This is a genomic window from Flavobacterium sp. KKT103 (assembly GCF_055640565.1).
Genome location: NZ_CM145766.1, coordinates 1722612 through 1740015 on the forward strand (window position 1 = coordinate 1722612; position 17404 = coordinate 1740015).

A 17404-nucleotide genomic window follows, 5' to 3' on the forward strand; every position below is an offset into this window, starting at 1 on the left:
TGCAAGTATGAATATTATAGACGATTTAAAATTACAGTATAAAGTAGGAGGCGTCGCATTTAGGCTGATTTATTGGAATATTGCTTTCTTTTTAGTGTCATTTGTGCTTGTTGGCTTGTTGGCTTTAGTTAATGTCAATGTGAATGTGCTTCAATTTGTTAGCTTGTCCTCAAATCCAGTTGATTTGTTATGGAAACCTTGGTCAATAGTTACCTATTCCTTTTTCCATTTTGATTTCTTTCACATCCTTTTCAATCTAATAATTCTTAATTTTTCAAGTAAATTTTTCCTCACTTATTTTACTGAAAAACAATTTGTAGGTGTCTATGTTTTGGGAGGTATTTTTGCTGGACTTGTATTCATTTCTTGTTTTTATGTGCTGAATATTACGACTGCTATCGTAGGGGCGTCTGCTGCGATTATGGCTATCCTAGTAGCAGCAACAGCATACCAACCTCTAATGAATGTGCGATTACTTATCATTGGTAATGTAAAACTGTGGCATATTACCGCAGTAATTCTAATTTTAGATTTGCTACAGCTACGTTCGGATAATATGGGAGGTCACATCTCTCATTTGTCCGGAGCTTTATTTGGATTCTTGTATATCCAGTTACTAAAAAATGGTACGGATCTAAGTACAGGGGTAACTAAAGTTATTGATGTATTCGTTAATTTATTTCGCAAATCGCCTTCTACTCCTTTCAAAAAAGTGCATAAAAATTACAGCAAGCCCCCAGTTCAAAGAGTAGCTAAAATTGTGACTAAGTCAAAAGAGCAACAGCAAATAGATGAGATTTTAGATAAAATCAGTCAATCGGGTTATGATAGTTTGAGTAAAGAAGAAAAAGATTTTTTATTTAAGGCAGGTAAATAATTGTAAATTTATAGATTAGTAACCCAAGTATAATTTTAAACAATAAAGATGAAAAATCTTTCTTGGTTCAATAAAGGAATGTACAGTTTAAACATTCTTCTTATTATTGTCACTTTTATAGCTTACGTTTTACCATTTTTATCACCTAAAATATTTCCTATTTTATCGGTGTTAACTTTAGTTATGCCTTTGTTTTTTATACTGAACAGTCTGTTTTTTGTATACTGGCTTTTTCAGTTTAAAAAAAGAATGATTTTATCTGGAATAGTGCTCTTAATTGGAATAACTTTTATCAATAAGTTTTATAAATTTTCAGCGCCTCCTTATGAGCAGGAAGACAAGGATTTTGTAGTCATGAGTTACAATGTGCGGCTATTTAATTTATTTAAGTGGATCGATAAAACCGATGTTGCGGGTTCTATTGTATCTTTTATAAATGAGAAAAATCCAGATATTTTATGTATTCAAGAGTTTTCTTCTTCGGCTACCATCGATTTAAAAGTGTATAAATACAAATACGTATTGATGGCCGGTAATAAAATTAAAACCGGACAAGCTATTTTTTCTAAATTTCCTATTATTGATCAAGGCAATATTGTTTTTCCTAATTCAAATAATAATGTAATTTATGCCGATATCAAGAAAGGTAAAGATATTATTAGAGTGTATAATATGCATTTGCAATCCATAAAGATTTCGCCTGATGTGGATGAAATCAATGATAATATTGAGGTTATCAATAAGAGTAAATCGCAAATGTTATACCGAAGGATTAGTAAGGCTTTTACGCAGCAGCAACAACAAGCAGAGATTTTTAAAGAACATGAAAGTGCGTGTGAGTACCCTGTAATTATTTGTGGTGATATGAATAATAGTGCTTATTCTTATGTGTACCGAAATATTAAAGGGAAATTACAAGATTGTTTTGAAGAAGCCGGAAAAGGCTTTGGTCAAACATATGAGTTTAAGTATTATCCTGCTCGAATCGATTATATTTTTGCTGACGATAAAATGATTGTTAAGGAGTTTCAAAGTTTTCCAGAAATGAAGGACTCTGATCACTATCCGATAATGACTAAATTAAGTATTGAGTGATTGTACTGCTTTACGTTAAAACTGTTGCTCTTTCAGATAGTCAATAGTAAATTTACCTTCATTAAATAGTAAGTCTAGGACACTAAGATTATTGATAAAGCCGTGTTTGTCCTCAAAAACCTGCATATACCTTTTAAAGGCAGACTTGTCTTTTTTACCATCAATTAAGTGCCTAAAGTCAAGTGTAGTGTTTGGGTTTACCTCTTGAAAATATTCGGTAGTTGTTTTGTATTCTATTCTTTTTCGTAAACAGTTGGATACTATGTCTATTGATTCATAATTAAGATCCAATAGGTATTTGTGTTCTTTCTCGTAAAAGGGTCTGATGTCGTCTTCAAAAAACTCAAAAAAAGGCGAGCTTCGGTAGGCGGTTTCTAACGATTTAAAATGTTGTTTCTGCCAATCAGATGTATTGTCAACAATGATGTCTTTTGTCTTCTGATGTGCTTCTTTACTGTGTTTTACGGGTATGTTTAGCAGCTGAATTCCATTGGGACTGTAAATGTAAGCTCTGTTTCTATTGGTTTGCTTCTGGAAATTATCTTCTATTTCAAACAAGACGGAATCCGCTTGTTCCATAGCGACGTAGTGACTGATTGAAGGGAAATAGGAGGGGTGAAGAAGCGCTTGCATTATGATTCGGTATTTTTATTTGTATAAAAAAGTCATAAAGTTACTTTATTCAAGTGTACTTTATGACTTTTAAATTTGGTATTGTTTATTTAGCTGTTTTTAGCTTTTCTTTTTTTCCAAAAGTATTCTCCGATAAAGAACGCTGCTAGTGCAAATAAGAAATATTTAAAGTAGGACTGTGGTTGACCTTCACCGCTAACCGTTGTGAAAACGCGATCCCATCGAATGCTCCAGTTCTTTATTCCATCATTAATTCCTTTGATACTCATCCAGATAAAAACCGGTTTACCCACAATGTGATCTTCAGGAACGAATCCCCAATAGCGACTGTCTTCAGAGTTGTGACGGTTATCACCCATCATCCAATAGTAATTTTGCTTGAACGTATAACTCGTTACGACTTGACCATTTAATCTAATTTCAGAGCCTGTAACTTTTAAATCATTTTTGTCTCCAGAATCACTTTTTTCATAATCGGTGATGATTCTTTTATAAAATGGCAATGTAGCACTGTTTAAAGCAACGGTTTTTCCTTGCTCCGGAATATAAATTGGTCCGTAATTATCTTGATTCCACTTATTGATTTGCGGAAAAATACTCTGTTCAACATCTTTGGCAATGATTCTATTGACTGCGGTGATACCAGGGATGTTTTTCAATCGGTTTGCACTGGCTTCAGTCAAAGCCCTAAATATCAAAGTATCTCTGGCTTCATTTAGATATCCCGCCGCGTCAGTAATATCCATGTCTTTTACTAGATATTCAAAGTCAATAGGCGTCTTACCATCCACAACTACATTGTATGAAAATTGTGGTTTAGCTCGATCCGGAAGCGCTAATTTTTTACCATCAATATAGACCATTCCATCGATTATAGATAAGCTATCTCCTGGAATCCCTACGCATCTTTTTACGTAATTAGATTTTTTATCAATTGGTTTTATAACACCGGGTTTTCCTTTAGGTTCAAAGAAGTAATGTACGGTATCCACCGGCCAGTTGAATACAACAATATCCGTTCTGTTTATTTTTTCAGCGCCGGGTACTCTAAAGTAAGGCAACTGAGGCCAGCTCAAATAGGATTTTGATTTGGTCATTGGAATCGAATCGTGTACCATAGGTAACGCAACTGAAGTCATTGGGACTCTAGCTCCATAATTTATTTTACTCACAAATAGAAAGTCACCAACTAATAGCGATTTTTCTAATGAAGGTGTAGGAATGGTGTACGGTTGTACCACGTATGTATGAACTAAAGTTGCAACAATAATTGCGAACAATAGCGAATTTATTGTATCTCCTATTGTAGTTGAAGGTTTCAACGAACGATCTGAAATGTGCGTTAGTTTTTGTGTATAGTTAATATAGTAAACGTATAATCCGCAAGTTATAATAGCCAGAATGGTGTCGATATTGCTACGTTTTCCAAAACTCCTCAAGGTTTCCACCCATATAATTGGAAACATAATTAAGTTGATGATTGGAATAAATAACAAAATAGTCCACCACGTTGGTCGACCTATTATTTTCATTAAAACTATTGCATTGTAAACGGGAACAGCAGCTTCCCAGCTTTTTCTACCTGCAGCAACATACAGTTTCCAAGTTCCTAAAAAATGGACTATTTGAATGAATAAGAAAAACACAAACCATTGATATAGAGACATAATTGTTACGTTTAAATTGGTTGTAAATAAATAAGTATTTGGTTGTCGTTTTTATAATGCTAAAACATCTTTCATGGAGAAAACACCTTGTTTTCCAATGATCCACTCAGCTGCTATAACAGCACCAAGTGCAAAACCTTCGCGATTGTGTGCGGTATGTTTAATTTCAATGCTATCAACGCCTGAGTTATATAGTACGGTATGCGTGCCAGGTACTGTTCCTATTCTTTTTGCTTCAATGTGTATTTGATTTGCACTAGCTTCTCCTAGAGTCCATTCCGTAAAGTCACTATTTTCAATAATTCCTTTTGCTAATGAAATGGCTGTTCCACTCGGTGCGTCTAATTTTTGAGTATGGTGAATTTCTTCCATTTCAACACTATAGCTATCTAATTTAGACATCATTTTAGCTAGATATTCGTTTATTTCAAAGAATATATTTACTCCTAAGCTAAAATTAGAGCTCGAAATAAAGGCGCCATTGTTTTTTGTACACAAAGCAACCATCTCCTCGTATTGATCTAACCAACCTGTTGTTCCTGAGATAACAGGAACATTATTATTTAGGCAATTAGTAATGTTTAAAACGGCAGCGGAAGGAACGCTAAAATCAATTGCTACATCTGCATTCTCCAGACCATCAAAGCTATTGTGTTCTTCTTTTTTTAAAATAATTTCATGACCTCGCTCGATTGCGATTCGCTCAATTACCTGACCCATTTTTCCGTATCCTAAAAGCGCAATTTTCATTTGATTTGTATTTTGAATGTAATATCTGTAGAAATAGTGAATAAGATTCCTATTTCTAAAAGTTATAATTAATTGTTAGACCCACATTTGTCTTTAAAGTTACATCATTAGTGTAAAGTGATGGTTTAAAAGAAATGTTTTCGTCGACATTAAATTGTAGTAGTGCTGCATCAACATTAGCATCAATAATATTTAATGCGTAAAAAGCAACAACAAATAAAGCAGATAAATCTCTGTTTCTTTGGTAAAATTTTTGTCCGGCAATCAATCTAGAATCATCAAGATAATCAAAGTTATCGTCAGAGTATCCCTCCAATCTTCGTTTGTACGCGTCTCGGTATTGATTGTATTTCTTATTACTATCTAAAAAGAAATAAAGACTCGTACCAATAGCACCGTAAACGATTGGGATTTTCCAGTATTTTTTGTTGTAAGCCTGTCCTAAACCGGGCAGTACAGCGGAGTAAAAAGCTGCCTTTGCAGGAGTTAGCGGATCAATTTCTGTTGCTTTTAAGGTGTCTTTAGCCACTAAATCGCTACCGTTTTTAGCTTGCGCCAAAACCATATTGTTTCCTATACTAAAAAGGAGTATTCCTATTAACAGAATTTTATTCACTATCCTTTTATTAATTCTACTATACGTCTAAAATCTTCGGCTGATTTAAACGGAATAGTAATTTTTCCCTTTCCATTTGCAGCTACTTTAACATCTACTTTGTTTCCAAAATAAGAGTTAAAAACATTTTTATCCGTATCCTCAATTGCAAAATTAGGCGCTTTTGAACTAGTAGCGGCTTTAGGTTTTAAACTTTCTTGATAGTTTTTTACCAAAGCTTCTGTATCACGTACAGATAAATTTTGACTCACTATTTTTTGATAAATACCTGTTTGAGCATCAAGGTCTTCGATGTTAATGATCGCTCTACCGTGCCCCATACTAATAAAACCATCACGAATACCCGTTTGAATAATTGGGTCCAATTTTAAAAGTCGTAAGTAATTAGCAATAGTAGATCGTTTTTTACCTACACGTTCACTCATTTGCTCTTGCGTTAATTGAATTTCGTCAATTAATCGTTGGTACGAAAGAGCAATCTCGATCGGGTCAAGGTCATGTCGTTGAATGTTTTCAACAAGTGCCATAACCAATGATTCATTATCGTTTGCAATTCGAATATAGGCCGGCACAGAAGTTAATCCTACAAGAGTAGAGGCTCTTAAACGGCGTTCTCCTGAGATTAATTGGTATTTATTAAAGTCTAATTTTCTAACCGTGATAGGCTGAATTACACCAAGTTCTTTTATCGATACTGCTAATTCCTTTAACGATTCTTCATTAAAATTACTTCGAGGTTGAAACGGATTTATTTCAATGGCTTCAATGTCAAGCTCAATGATGTTTCCAACAACTTTATCAGCATTTTTATCATCTACAGATTTAATATCGTTTTCAGGATCCTTTAATAAGGCTGATAATCCACGGCCCAAGGCTTGTTTTTTTATTGCTTTTGCCATTCAATTATTTGCTATTTTTCTTAATTACTTCTTGTGCTAAATGTAAATAGTTTGTTGCACCTTTACTAGTTGCGTCGTAGTTGATGATGCTTTCTCCAAAACTTGGCGCTTCGCTAAGCTTTACATTTCTTTGAATTATAGTTTCAAATACCATATCATTAAAGTGTTTTTGAACCTCTTCAACTACTTGGTTAGATAAACGCAATCTCGAATCGTACATTGTCAATAATAATCCTTCAATGTCTAAATCAGGATTGTGGATTTTTTGAATACTTTTTATGGTATTCAGTAATTTCCCAAGACCTTCCAATGCAAAGTATTCACACTGAATTGGAATAATCACTGAGTCAGCTGCAGTTAATGCATTCAGTGTTAGTAAGCCTAATGATGGAGCGCAATCAATAATAATATAATCGTATTCTTCTTTGATTTCAGCCAATGCTTTTTTAAGCATGTATTCTCTATTTTCCTTGTCTACTAATTCTATTTCGATAGCGACAAGGTCAATGTGCGCAGGAATTACGTCAACATTTGGAGCAGAACATTTTATGATTGCCTCCTTTGGAACATTACTGTGCTCTAAAATTTGGTAGGTACCAATTTCCACACTTTCAACATCAATTCCTAATCCAGAGCTAGCATTAGCCTGAGGATCAGCATCTATGAGTAGTACTTTTTTTTCTAAAACTCCTAATGAAGCGGCTAGATTTACTGATGTAGTAGTTTTTCCAACGCCTCCTTTTTGATTAGCAATCGCAATGATTTTGCCCATTTATTTTCTAAATTTTGAACCGTAAAAATACAATTTATTATGGTTTCTGAAAATCTATTTTGTTAACAATTGTTAAGTCGTACTTAGTAGAGAATTATAATCGGATTAATTAACTAGGATCGTTCAAGTGATTAGGGATTTATTTGAAGAGCAATATTAAAATCAATTCAATTTAATTTTTTTATTTTCTTGCTTAAGCAAAAAAGAATTGTATATTTGCACCCGCTTTCGGGGTGTAGCGTAGCTCGGTTATCGCGCCTGCTTTGGGAGCAGGAGGCCGCAGGTTCGAATCCTGCCACCCCGACCAAAACCTTCAAGGAGACTTGAGGGTTTTTTTTATGTTTAATAATTAGGTTTTGCATAGATTAATATTTAGTGTCTTTTCTTTATACAAAGCTTGGTTATCGAGTCCCGATTGAAGATCGGGAAGGCCGCAGGTTCGAATTAATTAGTGTGCGCCATCGAATTTAACAATTAGGTTTTGGAATGGTTACTATTTAGTCTATTCGTCTTCGCAGAAAGCTTGGTTATCACGTCCCGATTGAAGATCGGAAAGGCCGCAGGTTTGAATTTCCGGGTGCGGAATAGACTCTGCCAGCCCGACCACAACCTTCAAGGAGACTTGAGGGTTTTTTTTATGCATATTATTTATGGTACGTCATCGAATATACTAAAATGGGTTTGCAATGGTTACTATTTAGTCTATTCGTCTTATTGGAAAGTTTGGTTATAGTGTCCCGATTAAAGATCGAGAAGGCCGCAGGTTCGCATTCCCGGGTGCGGAATAGACTCTGCCAGCCCGATCAAAACCTTCAAGGAAACTTGAGGGTTTTTTGTTTCATTTGTGTAAGTGTTTTAGATTTATTGTTTCTTTCTTTTTGTAAATCATCGCAAATTTTACATTTCTTCTCAAAGTAATTCTTTGTCTTGTAAGTAGTGCTTTCGTATTTCATTTTTGCACAGAATCTTTTGCATCAGCGGTATTTTTGCGTTTTATCGTGGCTATTTCGTTTTTATATCATCTCGTTTTATCTTATTAATAGTTGGTTTATGGCAATAGGTTGGATGGATTCTTGCGCTGGTTTCTAAAATAGCGAATCGTTGTAAAATAATTATTTTACATTTTTAGCGTACGTTCGCTTGTTTTGTATAAAACTTTTTTATATCATTGTGCTATAAAAATATAACTACCATGGAAAGCAAACTATTACAACAAACTAAAATTAATTTTTCTAACGAAGTGACCAACTACTATCCGGAAATCCTGACAGATGAAGCACTCGTTTTTGTCACCGCTCTACATGAAAAATATAATACTAAGCGTTTAGAACTTTTAGAAAATAGGCTAAGCCAACAAACTTTTTTTGATCAAGGAAATTTTCCGCAGTTCCCACAAGAAACTAAAGATATTCGAGTGTCCGATTGGAAAGCAGGAACGATTCCGCAAGATTTGCAAGACAGACGTGTGGAAATCACAGGTCCAGTAGATCGCAAAATGATTATTAATGCCTTGAATTCAGGGGCGAAAACTTTTATGGCTGATCTTGAGGATAGCACCGCACCCTCTTGGAAGAACACAATAGACGGACAAAAAAATTTAATTGACGCTAACAAAAAAACCATTGCATTGAAGGATGTGCAGCGCAATAAGTCCTATACTCTAAATGCAAATACGGCAACACTATTAGTTAGACCAAGAGGGTTACATTTAAATGAGCGACACCTTTTGATTAATAATGAAATTGCTTCGGGTAGTTTGGTGGATTTCGGTTTGTATGTTTTTCATAACACGCAAACTATGTTACAAAACGGAACTGCACCTTATTTTTACCTACCTAAATTAGAGCATTACATCGAAGCACGTTGGTGGAATGAAGTATTTGTATTTGCTGAAAACTATTTAGAAGTACCAGTAGGAACTTTTAAAGCCACCGTTTTAATCGAGACAATTACTGCTAGTTTTCAGCTTGACGAAATTATTTATGAACTAAAAGATCATATTGTAGGTTTAAATTGTGGACGTTGGGATTATATTTTCTCCTATATAAAGAAATTCAGAAACCATCCTAATTTCATAGTTCCCAATCGGGATCAGGTTACGATGACTAGTCCGTTTATGGATGCCTATTCGAAATTGGTGATTCAACGTTGCCATAACAGAGGTATTCTAGCAATTGGGGGAATGGCTGCTCAAATTCCGATTAAAAATGATGAAGAAGCAAATTCAGCTGCACTTGAAAAAGTGAGAAAAGATAAAGAACGCGAGGTTCTTAATGGTCACGATGGTACATGGGTCGCGCATCCTGCGTTAGTGAAAGTGGCTTTGGCCGAATTTAATAAACACATGCCAACACCAAATCAGTTGCATATCACTCGTGATGATGTTAATATAACTGAGCAAGATTTGGTGGCGATTCCAGAAGGAACGGTAACCGAAGCTGGAATCCGAAAAAATATCAATGTGGGGATTTTGTATATCGAATCGTGGTTAAGAGGTCATGGAGCAGTAGCACTTTATAACTTAATGGAAGATGCAGCAACAGCCGAGATTTCAAGAACTCAAGTTTGGCAATGGTTAAAAAATGAAGTGAAATTAGAAGATGGGAGATTGTTTACTTCAGAATTGTATAAAGATCTATTAGCAGATGAAGTTGCAAAAATTACAGCTCAAATTGGTGATGAAAACAGTAAAAACAGCAAATTAGATTTAGCCATTTCACTTTTTGACCAACTCGTACTTGCTCAGGAATTCGAAGAATTTTTAACAGTACCGGCTTATCAATACATATAAAAAAAACAATCCTGCGATTGCGGACACAATCAACAGGATCTAATTACTAATAAAATAACTAACACAAAATTATGAAAAATTTAGAACAAAGCAATTATAGTTCCGCTTTACAAACGGTAAGAGACCTAAAAGCGAAATATGGAACAACTTGGGACGCTATAAGTCCTGAGAGTGCTGCTAGAATGGCAACTCAAAATCGCTTTAAAACAGGTTTGGATATCGCAAAGTATACTGCCGCTATCATGCGAAAAGATATGGCAGCATACGACAACGATGCTTCAAATTACACACAATCACTAGGTTCATGGCATGGTTTTGTAGCGCAGCAAAATATTATTGCCGTTAAAAAACACCATAAAACGACTAGTAAAAGATATATCTATTTATCAGGATGGATGGTAGCTGCACTGCGATCTGAATTTGGTCCTTTGCCTGATCAATCTATGCATGAGAAAACTACCGTTCCTAATTTGATCAAGGAGATATATGACTTTTTGCGTCAAGCGGATGCTATAGAGTTAAATGATTTATTCAGAAGATTAGAAAAGGGAGAGGACGTTCAAGACCAAATCGACAATTTTGAAACACATATTGTTCCCATTATTGCTGATATTGATGCAGGTTTTGGAAACGAAGAGGCTACTTATTTATTGACTAAAAAAATGATTGAAGCCGGTGCTTGTGCAATTCAAATTGAAAATCAAGTATCGGATGCAAAGCAATGTGGACACCAAGACGGAAAAGTAACCGTACCACATGAAGATTTTCTTTCTAAAATTAATGCGATTCGCTACGCGTTTTTAGAATTAGGAGTAGAGGAAGGAGTAATTGTGGCAAGAACAGATTCAGAAGGAGCCAGTTTAACTCAAAAACTTCCAGTGAGTAAAGAGCCAGGTGATTTAGCATCGCAGTATTTGGCTTTTGTGGAAGCAGAACAAGTAACTATTGACCAAGCTAAAGAAGATGATGTATTATTAAAAAGAGACGGTAAGTTAGTGCGTCCTGTACGATTGCCTAATGGTTTGTACCAGTTTAAGGAGGGTACCAATATCGACAGAGTGGTTTTGGATTGTATCACTAGTTTGCAAAATGGAGCCGATCTTTTATGGATTGAAACACCTACGCCTAATGTGAAACAAATTGCTCACATGGTTAACAGAATTAGAGAAGTAGTGCCTAATGCTAAATTGGTTTATAATAATTCGCCCTCGTTTAATTGGACTTTAAACTTTAGGAATCAAGCCTATGATGAAATGATCGCCGAAGGAGAAAACATGACGGGTTATGACCGCAATAATTTGATGGATGTGGCCTATGATAACTCTGAATTATGTCACCGTGCAGATGATAAAATTAGAACATTCCAAAGAGATAGTTCTAAAGAGGCGGGGATTTTTCACCACTTGATTACTTTACCAACGTACCATACAACAGCACTTCATATGAATGACTTAACGCAAGGGTACTATGGTAAGGAAGGAATGTTAGCATATGTTAAAGGAGTTCAAAGACAAGAAATCCGAAAAGGGGTTGCTTGTGTAAAACATCAACGTATGGCGGGATCCAACCTAGGTGATGATCACAAAACGTTTTTTGCAGGCGATAAAGCATTAAAGGCAGATGGCGCTAAAAATACCAGTGATCAATTTGAAACTAAAAAAGCAGCGCAAGTAGGCGAATTGGTATAAGAGACATTAAGGAGCTATTGTCTTTTTAACTCAATCAATTTCAGGTTGTTTACTATATTTGTTTGGCATTAGCTCCAAGGAAAGCCCTTTCTATTTTTATAGAAAGGGTTTTTTTATTGTCGAATAACAAAAACTGATTAATCAGTTTTAGTATTCTGTGAAATAAAACTTATTTTTGCAGTGTTTAAACAAATATAAAATTCACTATGTCAGATACAATTGAAAAAATAAAATGCCTAATCATAGGTTCCGGACCAGCGGGTTATACTGCTGCAATTTATGCAGCGAGAGCAAATATGAATCCGGTGGTATACCAAGGAATGCAGCCTGGTGGTCAATTGACTACGACCAATGAAGTAGAGAACTGGCCAGGGAATCCTGAAGGAATTACAGGACCTGAAATGATGATTGGTTTGCAGGCGCAAGCAGAGCGTTTTGGTACTGATGTGCGCGATGGATGGGCTACTAAAGTTGATTTTTCAGGCGATATTCATAAAGTATGGATTAACGATACAATCGAATTACACTGCGAAACTGTGATTATTTCTACAGGAGCATCTGCAAAATACCTTGGATTGCCTTCTGAGCAACATTACTTAAAAATGGGTGGTGGAGTTTCTGCCTGCGCTGTTTGTGACGGATTTTTCTATAGAAATCAAGAAGTGGTGATCGTAGGAGCAGGAGATTCTGCTTGCGAGGAAGCACATTACCTTTCAAAACTATGTAAAAAAGTAACTATGTTAGTAAGAAGCGAAAAATTTAGAGCTTCTAAAATCATGGAAGAGCGCGTTCGCAAAACCGAAAATATTACCATTTTAATGAACCATGATACTGTTGAAGTTCTTGGAGATGAGCAAGTGGTAACGGGTGTAAGAGCGTTGAATAAAACAACGAATGAAGAATTTGATATTCCTGCTACTGGTTTCTTCGTAGCTATTGGTCATAAACCAAATACAGATATCTTCAAAGATTTTATCACTCTAGACGAAACAGGTTATATCGTAAATACGCCAGGTAGTTCGAAAACAAATGTTACCGGTGTTTTCGTTGCAGGTGATGCTGCGGATCATGTGTATCGTCAAGCAATTACTGCTGCAGGTACAGGATGTATGGCTGCGCTTGATGCCGAAAGATATTTAGCTTCCAAAGAGTAAGTATACTAAGATTAAAAGAAAAAGTCCCATTTACGAGCGCGTAAAATGGGACTTTTTTTATGATTTTCTTAAATTATTTCTTCTTCAATAATTTGGCTTCATCATCAAATCGCTTTAAAGTGATTTTTGGACTTCCGTATAACTGAACTTCTGCTCGTTCACTGGCGCTAATCACTATTTCTTTCTCAGCATTGATGCTGCCCTCTGATCCTTGCTCAGCAACAAGATTGATGCTTTTTATTTGTAATTTTTCAGCAGTAAGTTTGGAATCGTTATCGATACGAATGGTTCCTGTATCCGAATTCCCTTCAATCTTAGCTTTCGATTTTTGGTACATATCACATGCGAAGTCGGTTCCTTTTATCAGTGCTTTTAATTCTGAGTTGTCGCTCATCACTATTTTTGCATTTTCTCCTTTTAAATTTAATTCTATAGTAGATTTTTGAGCTGTTTCCAGATTGAAATTGTTCGAAACAATGTTTAAAAATAATTTGGAGTCATCAAAAGATTTGATACTTAGATTGTCTGAATGAATTTCTTGAATAGCATTTACAATGGCGTCATTCTTTACTGTAATGCTGTTAATTTCGTTAGTGTAGGTGATTCTAACTATAAGTTTTGTAAAGCGTGTAATGTTTTTAACAGTTTGTAACTGCAGGGTCGAACCCACTGTGGTAACTGCAATTTGATCTTGTAAATTGTCATCTGCTTCAATTTTTAAAACTGAAAATTCGCCTTTCTCTAAAAAGACTTCGATGTTATCACTTACTTCAAGATTAGTAAAATTACTTATCTCTTTCACTTTAGTGATAACTGTTTTAGAACCTTTGATTTTTTCTTTTTTTTGCCCTACCGCAAAGGTGGTTGAAAGTAGAATTAAAATTACGGCTATCGAATGTTTCATTTTCATAGTTTTATGCTTTATTACAAAAGTAAATAAATCATTCTGACTGGAATGATTTATTTGCTTATTAAGATTTTCTTGGGTTATATTTTGTCAATACTTCCTCCGCTTGATGCTTTTCGTTCCATTGACTGTGGTGTTTTAGAATATTGAATACTTCCTCCGCTTGACGCCTTGGCTTTCAAATTTACGATAGGGTGAATAATCACACTTGCGCCGCTTGAAGCTCCAGCATTTACGTCATTTGCCAGTAAGTCATTTGCATCTATTTCACTTCCACTTGAAGCATTAGTAGTCAAATCTAGAGCGAGTCCATAGAGAACTATTGTGCTTGCACTACTTGCTTTTGCATTTACACGGTCGTACTCTAACTCCAATTTAATATTTGCTGCGCTCGAGGTTCTAATACTAATCTCATCTCCTTTTAAAATATTTTTACTAGTGATGGAAGAAGCACTTGAGGCTTTTAGTTCTTCAATTAGTGGCATTCTCACGATCACCTTTTTAGACTCAACGTCCAGGAATGAATCGTAATCACAATCAATAATCAAAACGCCATTTTCTATTCTAGTACGGATATTAGTAATTAAATTGTCATCGGCTTCGACAATTATTTCCGTTTTGTCAGACTGTTCAAGTTCTAAATCAATAGCATTGCTTAGCTCGATACTCTTGAACGAATCAGTTACTGCTCGGTTCTCTTTTATTACGGTACCACTTCCAGTAATTGATTTTAGATTAATACTGTAGTTGCAAGATGCAAATAGTAAGGTGCACAGCAGTACAAGAATAAATTTAGTGATAAGGGATATAATTTTCACCATGATTAGTTTGATTTAATTATTATTCCGTTTTTATTAGCTCTTAAGCGACCTTTACTTTTGCTCGTTTTCGTTGAATCGACAGTATTGGTAACTCCATTTTTATCTGTGATATTGGAATTATTTTCATCGTCTCCTGTCCAGATGGTTGCATCATTCTCTTCGGTAGTATCAACATCGTTGTATTCATCTTCATCAGCAGGACAGTCTAAGCAACGTACTTTCGTTTCCATCACTTGGTATAAATATTTTCCTGAGCTGTAGTGCAGGTTAAAAAACTCATCATTCGAGCGATCGTAATCCTGTACACTGGTATCCGCCTTAAACAATGTTCCTTCGGGTAAGTATAAAGTAATTTCTACCTCTTGATCACGATATTTATCTTTTACGTTAGAAAGTAGGTAATTGTCAAGTATAATTTGGTTTCCTACTATTTTATAACCGTATTTAATTAGTTCCGCTCTTTTTTTAGCATCGGATAGTGTCGTTCCTTTTGCTTCTTTTTCTATTTGCAAGTAAGGTAATTTAGTATCTGCTCGTTCAATTTTAAAACTTACTTGATTAGAGTATATAACATCATTGTTCAAAGAATCTTGGGTTATTTTAAAATTGTTATGATCATTAATGCTTTTCGAATAATAATCATTGTGTTTAAATTTAATAAACAAGGTATCTGTCGCAAGGATATCTATTGTTTCTTTTTTCACGACTCTACCATCAGTAGCAAAAGCCGAAGCTTGTTTTACACCAATCGAAATTAGGATAGCTATCGCAATGATCCATAAGGCTAACAAAGTCGATTTGGCTATATTACCAATTGATTTTATGCTTGGAGATACTAACTTGAAACCTAATAGCACAAGGAAAAAATTAGGAATACCTACTGCAACAAAAAGCAGCACTGCAAAAAACCATACGGGATAATCAGTAAAATTGCCTGATTCAATAAATTGGTGGAAAGGAAAATCATCAAAGTGTACCGTTCCAAGAGTAAGAGCACCAATTAAAAACACCACAATCATTGCTAGTCCTGACATGATTAAAATCACCCCTAAAAACTTGGCAAAAATCTTAAAAACAGTCATGATAAAGTCACCTAATGAGCTTCCCACTTTAGTGGCACCTGTTTTGATTTGGTTACCGTATTTGTCATAATCTCCATTTTTAAATTTTTGAGATACATTTTCATATTCCTCTCTAACTTTTTTTTCGATGTTCGATATATTAACGGGTTCGCCCGTCATTTCAAGTTTTTCCGATGTTGTAATTGCCTCCGGAGTTACTACCCACAAAATAATGTAAGCAATGATTCCTGTTCCAAATCCAGCAAAAACTAATAGTAATAGCACCACACGAATCCACACAGTTTCAATACCAAAGTAATAACCCAATCCTGATGCTACACCACCAAGCATTCCTTTGTCTCTGTCACGGTATAATTTTCTAGATCGTGTGCTAGTTGAATTAAAGTTGTACGACTGTTGGTTACTCGTATTTTCATCCTCAATAATGTAATCCTCAGGTTGTCCCATAACGGCAATCACTTCGTCTACATCTTTTAAGGCAACAACATGTTTGTCGCTTTTTTGCTTTTCATTCAGCAATTCTGATACCCTCATTTCGATATCTTTGATAATCTCGTCTTGTCCTGATGAGTTGTTCAAAGAGCGCTTTATAGCATCAAAATAGCGTGTTAATTTTTGGTATGCATCTTCGTCTATATGAAAGAACATTCCGCCTAGGTTTATATTTACAGTTTTGTTCATGACTATTGTTTTTGGTTGGTTATAAGGTTTACAGCATCGGATAATTCAGTCCAAGTACCACTCAATTCATTTAAAAAGGTTTGACCTATTTCAGTAAGGCCATAATATTTTCGCGGCGGTCCGGAGGTCGATTCTTCCCAGCGGTAATTTAACAAACCGTCGTTTTTTAAGCGGGTTAATAGCGGGTAAATAGTTCCCTCCACCACAAGTAATTTTGCATTTTTTAAAGTGTCTAGTATTTCTGATGTATAAGCATCTTTCTCTTTTAGAACAGATAGGATGCAAAACTCGAGAACACCTTTACGCATCTGGGCTTTTGTGTTTTCAATGTTCATAATTTGTCTTTTTTGATTTTTTGATGATTTGATTGTTCATTTCTTGATTGATGATTGATGATTTTTTATTGGAAGCTAATCCTGCTATTCGTTTCAATCTTTTTATTTTTTTTCAAAAAATAAAAAGGATTTCCACTGCTATCAGGGCTAGGAGTAATCTATTTGATAAAAGGAATAGTGATAGGATATTTATAAAGTTCTCCGTTAGACGTTTTGATCGCTGCATAAATAATTAAAAAGAACTCAGCTACTTTCAAACATCCAAAAAGGAAAACAGCAGTTAGTCCCACCGTTATTAAACCTATTTGATCGCTAATGTTAAAATTATTCACTACGAAGTTCTCATCGTTAATAACCGCATCTAGAGAAACATTGTTAAAAATAGTAACTAGTAAAATTGGGATAGCAATTAAAGCTGTGAGGATTGAGTACAATAAAACACTCAACTGAAAATTGAGTACTTGCTTTCCATGAAAATCAACAAAGTCCGATTTGTCTTTTTTGGAAGACCATAAAAGGATCGGAAAAATATAATTTCCAAACGGAATAAAATACTGAGTCAAAGTGCTCAAGTGTGTAAATGTTGCGATGTTTTTTTCTGTAGTGTTTTCCATTGTGATTGATTTTGGTGCCTTT

The 17404-nt window shown here is 35.0% G+C and carries 16 protein-coding genes and 1 tRNA gene; 6 read left to right on the forward strand and 11 right to left on the reverse strand.

The genetic code is table 11. From position 1 onward, the window contains the following. Positions 1–7: 7 nt before the first annotated feature. Positions 8–877 carry a rhomboid family intramembrane serine protease gene (locus tag ACZ2G0_RS07415; RefSeq protein WP_470309695.1) on the forward strand — a complete coding sequence of 290 codons (870 nt, stop codon included), beginning with the start codon at positions 8–10 and terminating at the stop codon, positions 875–877. Between the two features lie 48 nt (positions 878–925). After that, complete coding sequence (locus tag ACZ2G0_RS07420; RefSeq protein ID WP_470309696.1) at positions 926–1972, forward strand: endonuclease/exonuclease/phosphatase family protein; 1047 nt, start codon at positions 926–928, stop codon at positions 1970–1972. Between the two features lie 15 nt (positions 1973–1987). On the opposite strand, the gene ACZ2G0_RS07425 is transcribed toward ACZ2G0_RS07420, so the two are convergent. The 6 genes from ACZ2G0_RS07425 to ACZ2G0_RS07450 form a co-directional block, all read right to left on the reverse strand. Next, positions 1988–2605, reverse strand: coding sequence for a WbqC family protein (locus ACZ2G0_RS07425; RefSeq protein WP_470309697.1), 618 nt, complete (start codon positions 2603–2605; stop codon positions 1988–1990). An 89-nt stretch (positions 2606–2694) separates the two neighbouring features. Beyond that, a complete protein-coding gene (gene lepB, locus ACZ2G0_RS07430) occupies positions 2695–4272 on the reverse strand; it encodes a signal peptidase I (protein WP_470309698.1) in 1578 nt (525 codons plus the stop codon). A gap of 51 nt (positions 4273–4323) precedes the next feature. Continuing rightward, on the reverse strand, positions 4324–5022 hold the full coding sequence (gene dapB / locus ACZ2G0_RS07435; RefSeq protein WP_470309699.1) for a 4-hydroxy-tetrahydrodipicolinate reductase: 699 nt from the start codon (positions 5020–5022) through the stop codon (positions 4324–4326). A gap of 55 nt (positions 5023–5077) precedes the next feature. Beyond that, positions 5078–5638 (reverse strand): DUF5683 domain-containing protein, encoded by a 561-nt coding sequence (locus tag ACZ2G0_RS07440; RefSeq protein WP_470309700.1) that lies wholly within the window; start codon positions 5636–5638, stop codon positions 5078–5080. Continuing rightward, positions 5638–6537, reverse strand: a complete 900-nt coding sequence (locus ACZ2G0_RS07445) for a ParB/RepB/Spo0J family partition protein (RefSeq protein ID WP_300284612.1) — start codon at positions 6535–6537, stop codon at positions 5638–5640. Before ACZ2G0_RS07445 ends, ACZ2G0_RS07440 begins: the two co-directional genes overlap by 1 nt. A 4-nt stretch (positions 6538–6541) precedes the next feature. Then, positions 6542–7309, reverse strand: a complete 768-nt coding sequence (locus ACZ2G0_RS07450; RefSeq protein WP_300284614.1) for a ParA family protein — start codon at positions 7307–7309, stop codon at positions 6542–6544. A gap of 229 nt (positions 7310–7538) precedes the next feature. Between ACZ2G0_RS07450 and ACZ2G0_RS07455 the strand changes: the two genes are divergently transcribed. The 4 genes from ACZ2G0_RS07455 (at position 7539) to trxB (ending at position 12942) form a co-directional block, all read left to right on the forward strand. Next, positions 7539–7616 (forward strand) — tRNA-Pro (locus ACZ2G0_RS07455). 885 nt (positions 7617–8501) lie between these two features. Continuing rightward, positions 8502–10100 (forward strand): malate synthase A, encoded by a 1599-nt coding sequence (gene aceB, locus ACZ2G0_RS07460; protein WP_470309701.1) that lies wholly within the window; start codon positions 8502–8504, stop codon positions 10098–10100. A 71-nt stretch (positions 10101–10171) separates the two neighbouring features. Further along, positions 10172–11788, forward strand: a complete 1617-nt coding sequence (locus ACZ2G0_RS07465) for an isocitrate lyase (RefSeq protein WP_470309702.1) — start codon at positions 10172–10174, stop codon at positions 11786–11788. 206 nt (positions 11789–11994) lie between these two features. Beyond that, positions 11995–12942 (forward strand): thioredoxin-disulfide reductase, encoded by a 948-nt coding sequence (trxB, locus tag ACZ2G0_RS07470; protein ID WP_300288765.1) that lies wholly within the window; start codon positions 11995–11997, stop codon positions 12940–12942. Positions 12943–13015: 73 nt separating this feature from the next. Here trxB and ACZ2G0_RS07475 read toward each other — a convergent pair whose 3' ends face one another. The 5 genes from ACZ2G0_RS07475 to ACZ2G0_RS07495 form a co-directional block, all read right to left on the reverse strand. After that, the gene (locus ACZ2G0_RS07475; protein ID WP_470309703.1) at positions 13016–13846 is read right to left on the reverse strand and encodes a GIN domain-containing protein; all 831 of its coding nucleotides are present in this window, start codon (positions 13844–13846) and stop codon (positions 13016–13018) included. Positions 13847–13929: 83 nt separating this feature from the next. Continuing rightward, the gene (locus tag ACZ2G0_RS07480; protein ID WP_470309704.1) at positions 13930–14670 is read right to left on the reverse strand and encodes a head GIN domain-containing protein; all 741 of its coding nucleotides are present in this window, start codon (positions 14668–14670) and stop codon (positions 13930–13932) included. Between the two features lie 2 nt (positions 14671–14672). Continuing rightward, positions 14673–16433: a PspC domain-containing protein gene (locus ACZ2G0_RS07485; RefSeq protein WP_470309705.1), complete on the reverse strand. Its 1761-nt coding sequence runs from the start codon at positions 16431–16433 to the stop codon at positions 14673–14675. A gap of 2 nt (positions 16434–16435) precedes the next feature. Further along, entirely contained in the window at positions 16436–16768 is a 333-nt protein-coding gene (locus tag ACZ2G0_RS07490) for a PadR family transcriptional regulator (protein ID WP_039110051.1), read from the reverse strand. A gap of 158 nt (positions 16769–16926) precedes the next feature. Beyond that, positions 16927–17382, reverse strand: a complete 456-nt coding sequence (locus ACZ2G0_RS07495; protein ID WP_470309706.1) for a DUF4870 domain-containing protein — start codon at positions 17380–17382, stop codon at positions 16927–16929. Between the last annotated feature and the right edge of the window lie 22 nt (positions 17383–17404).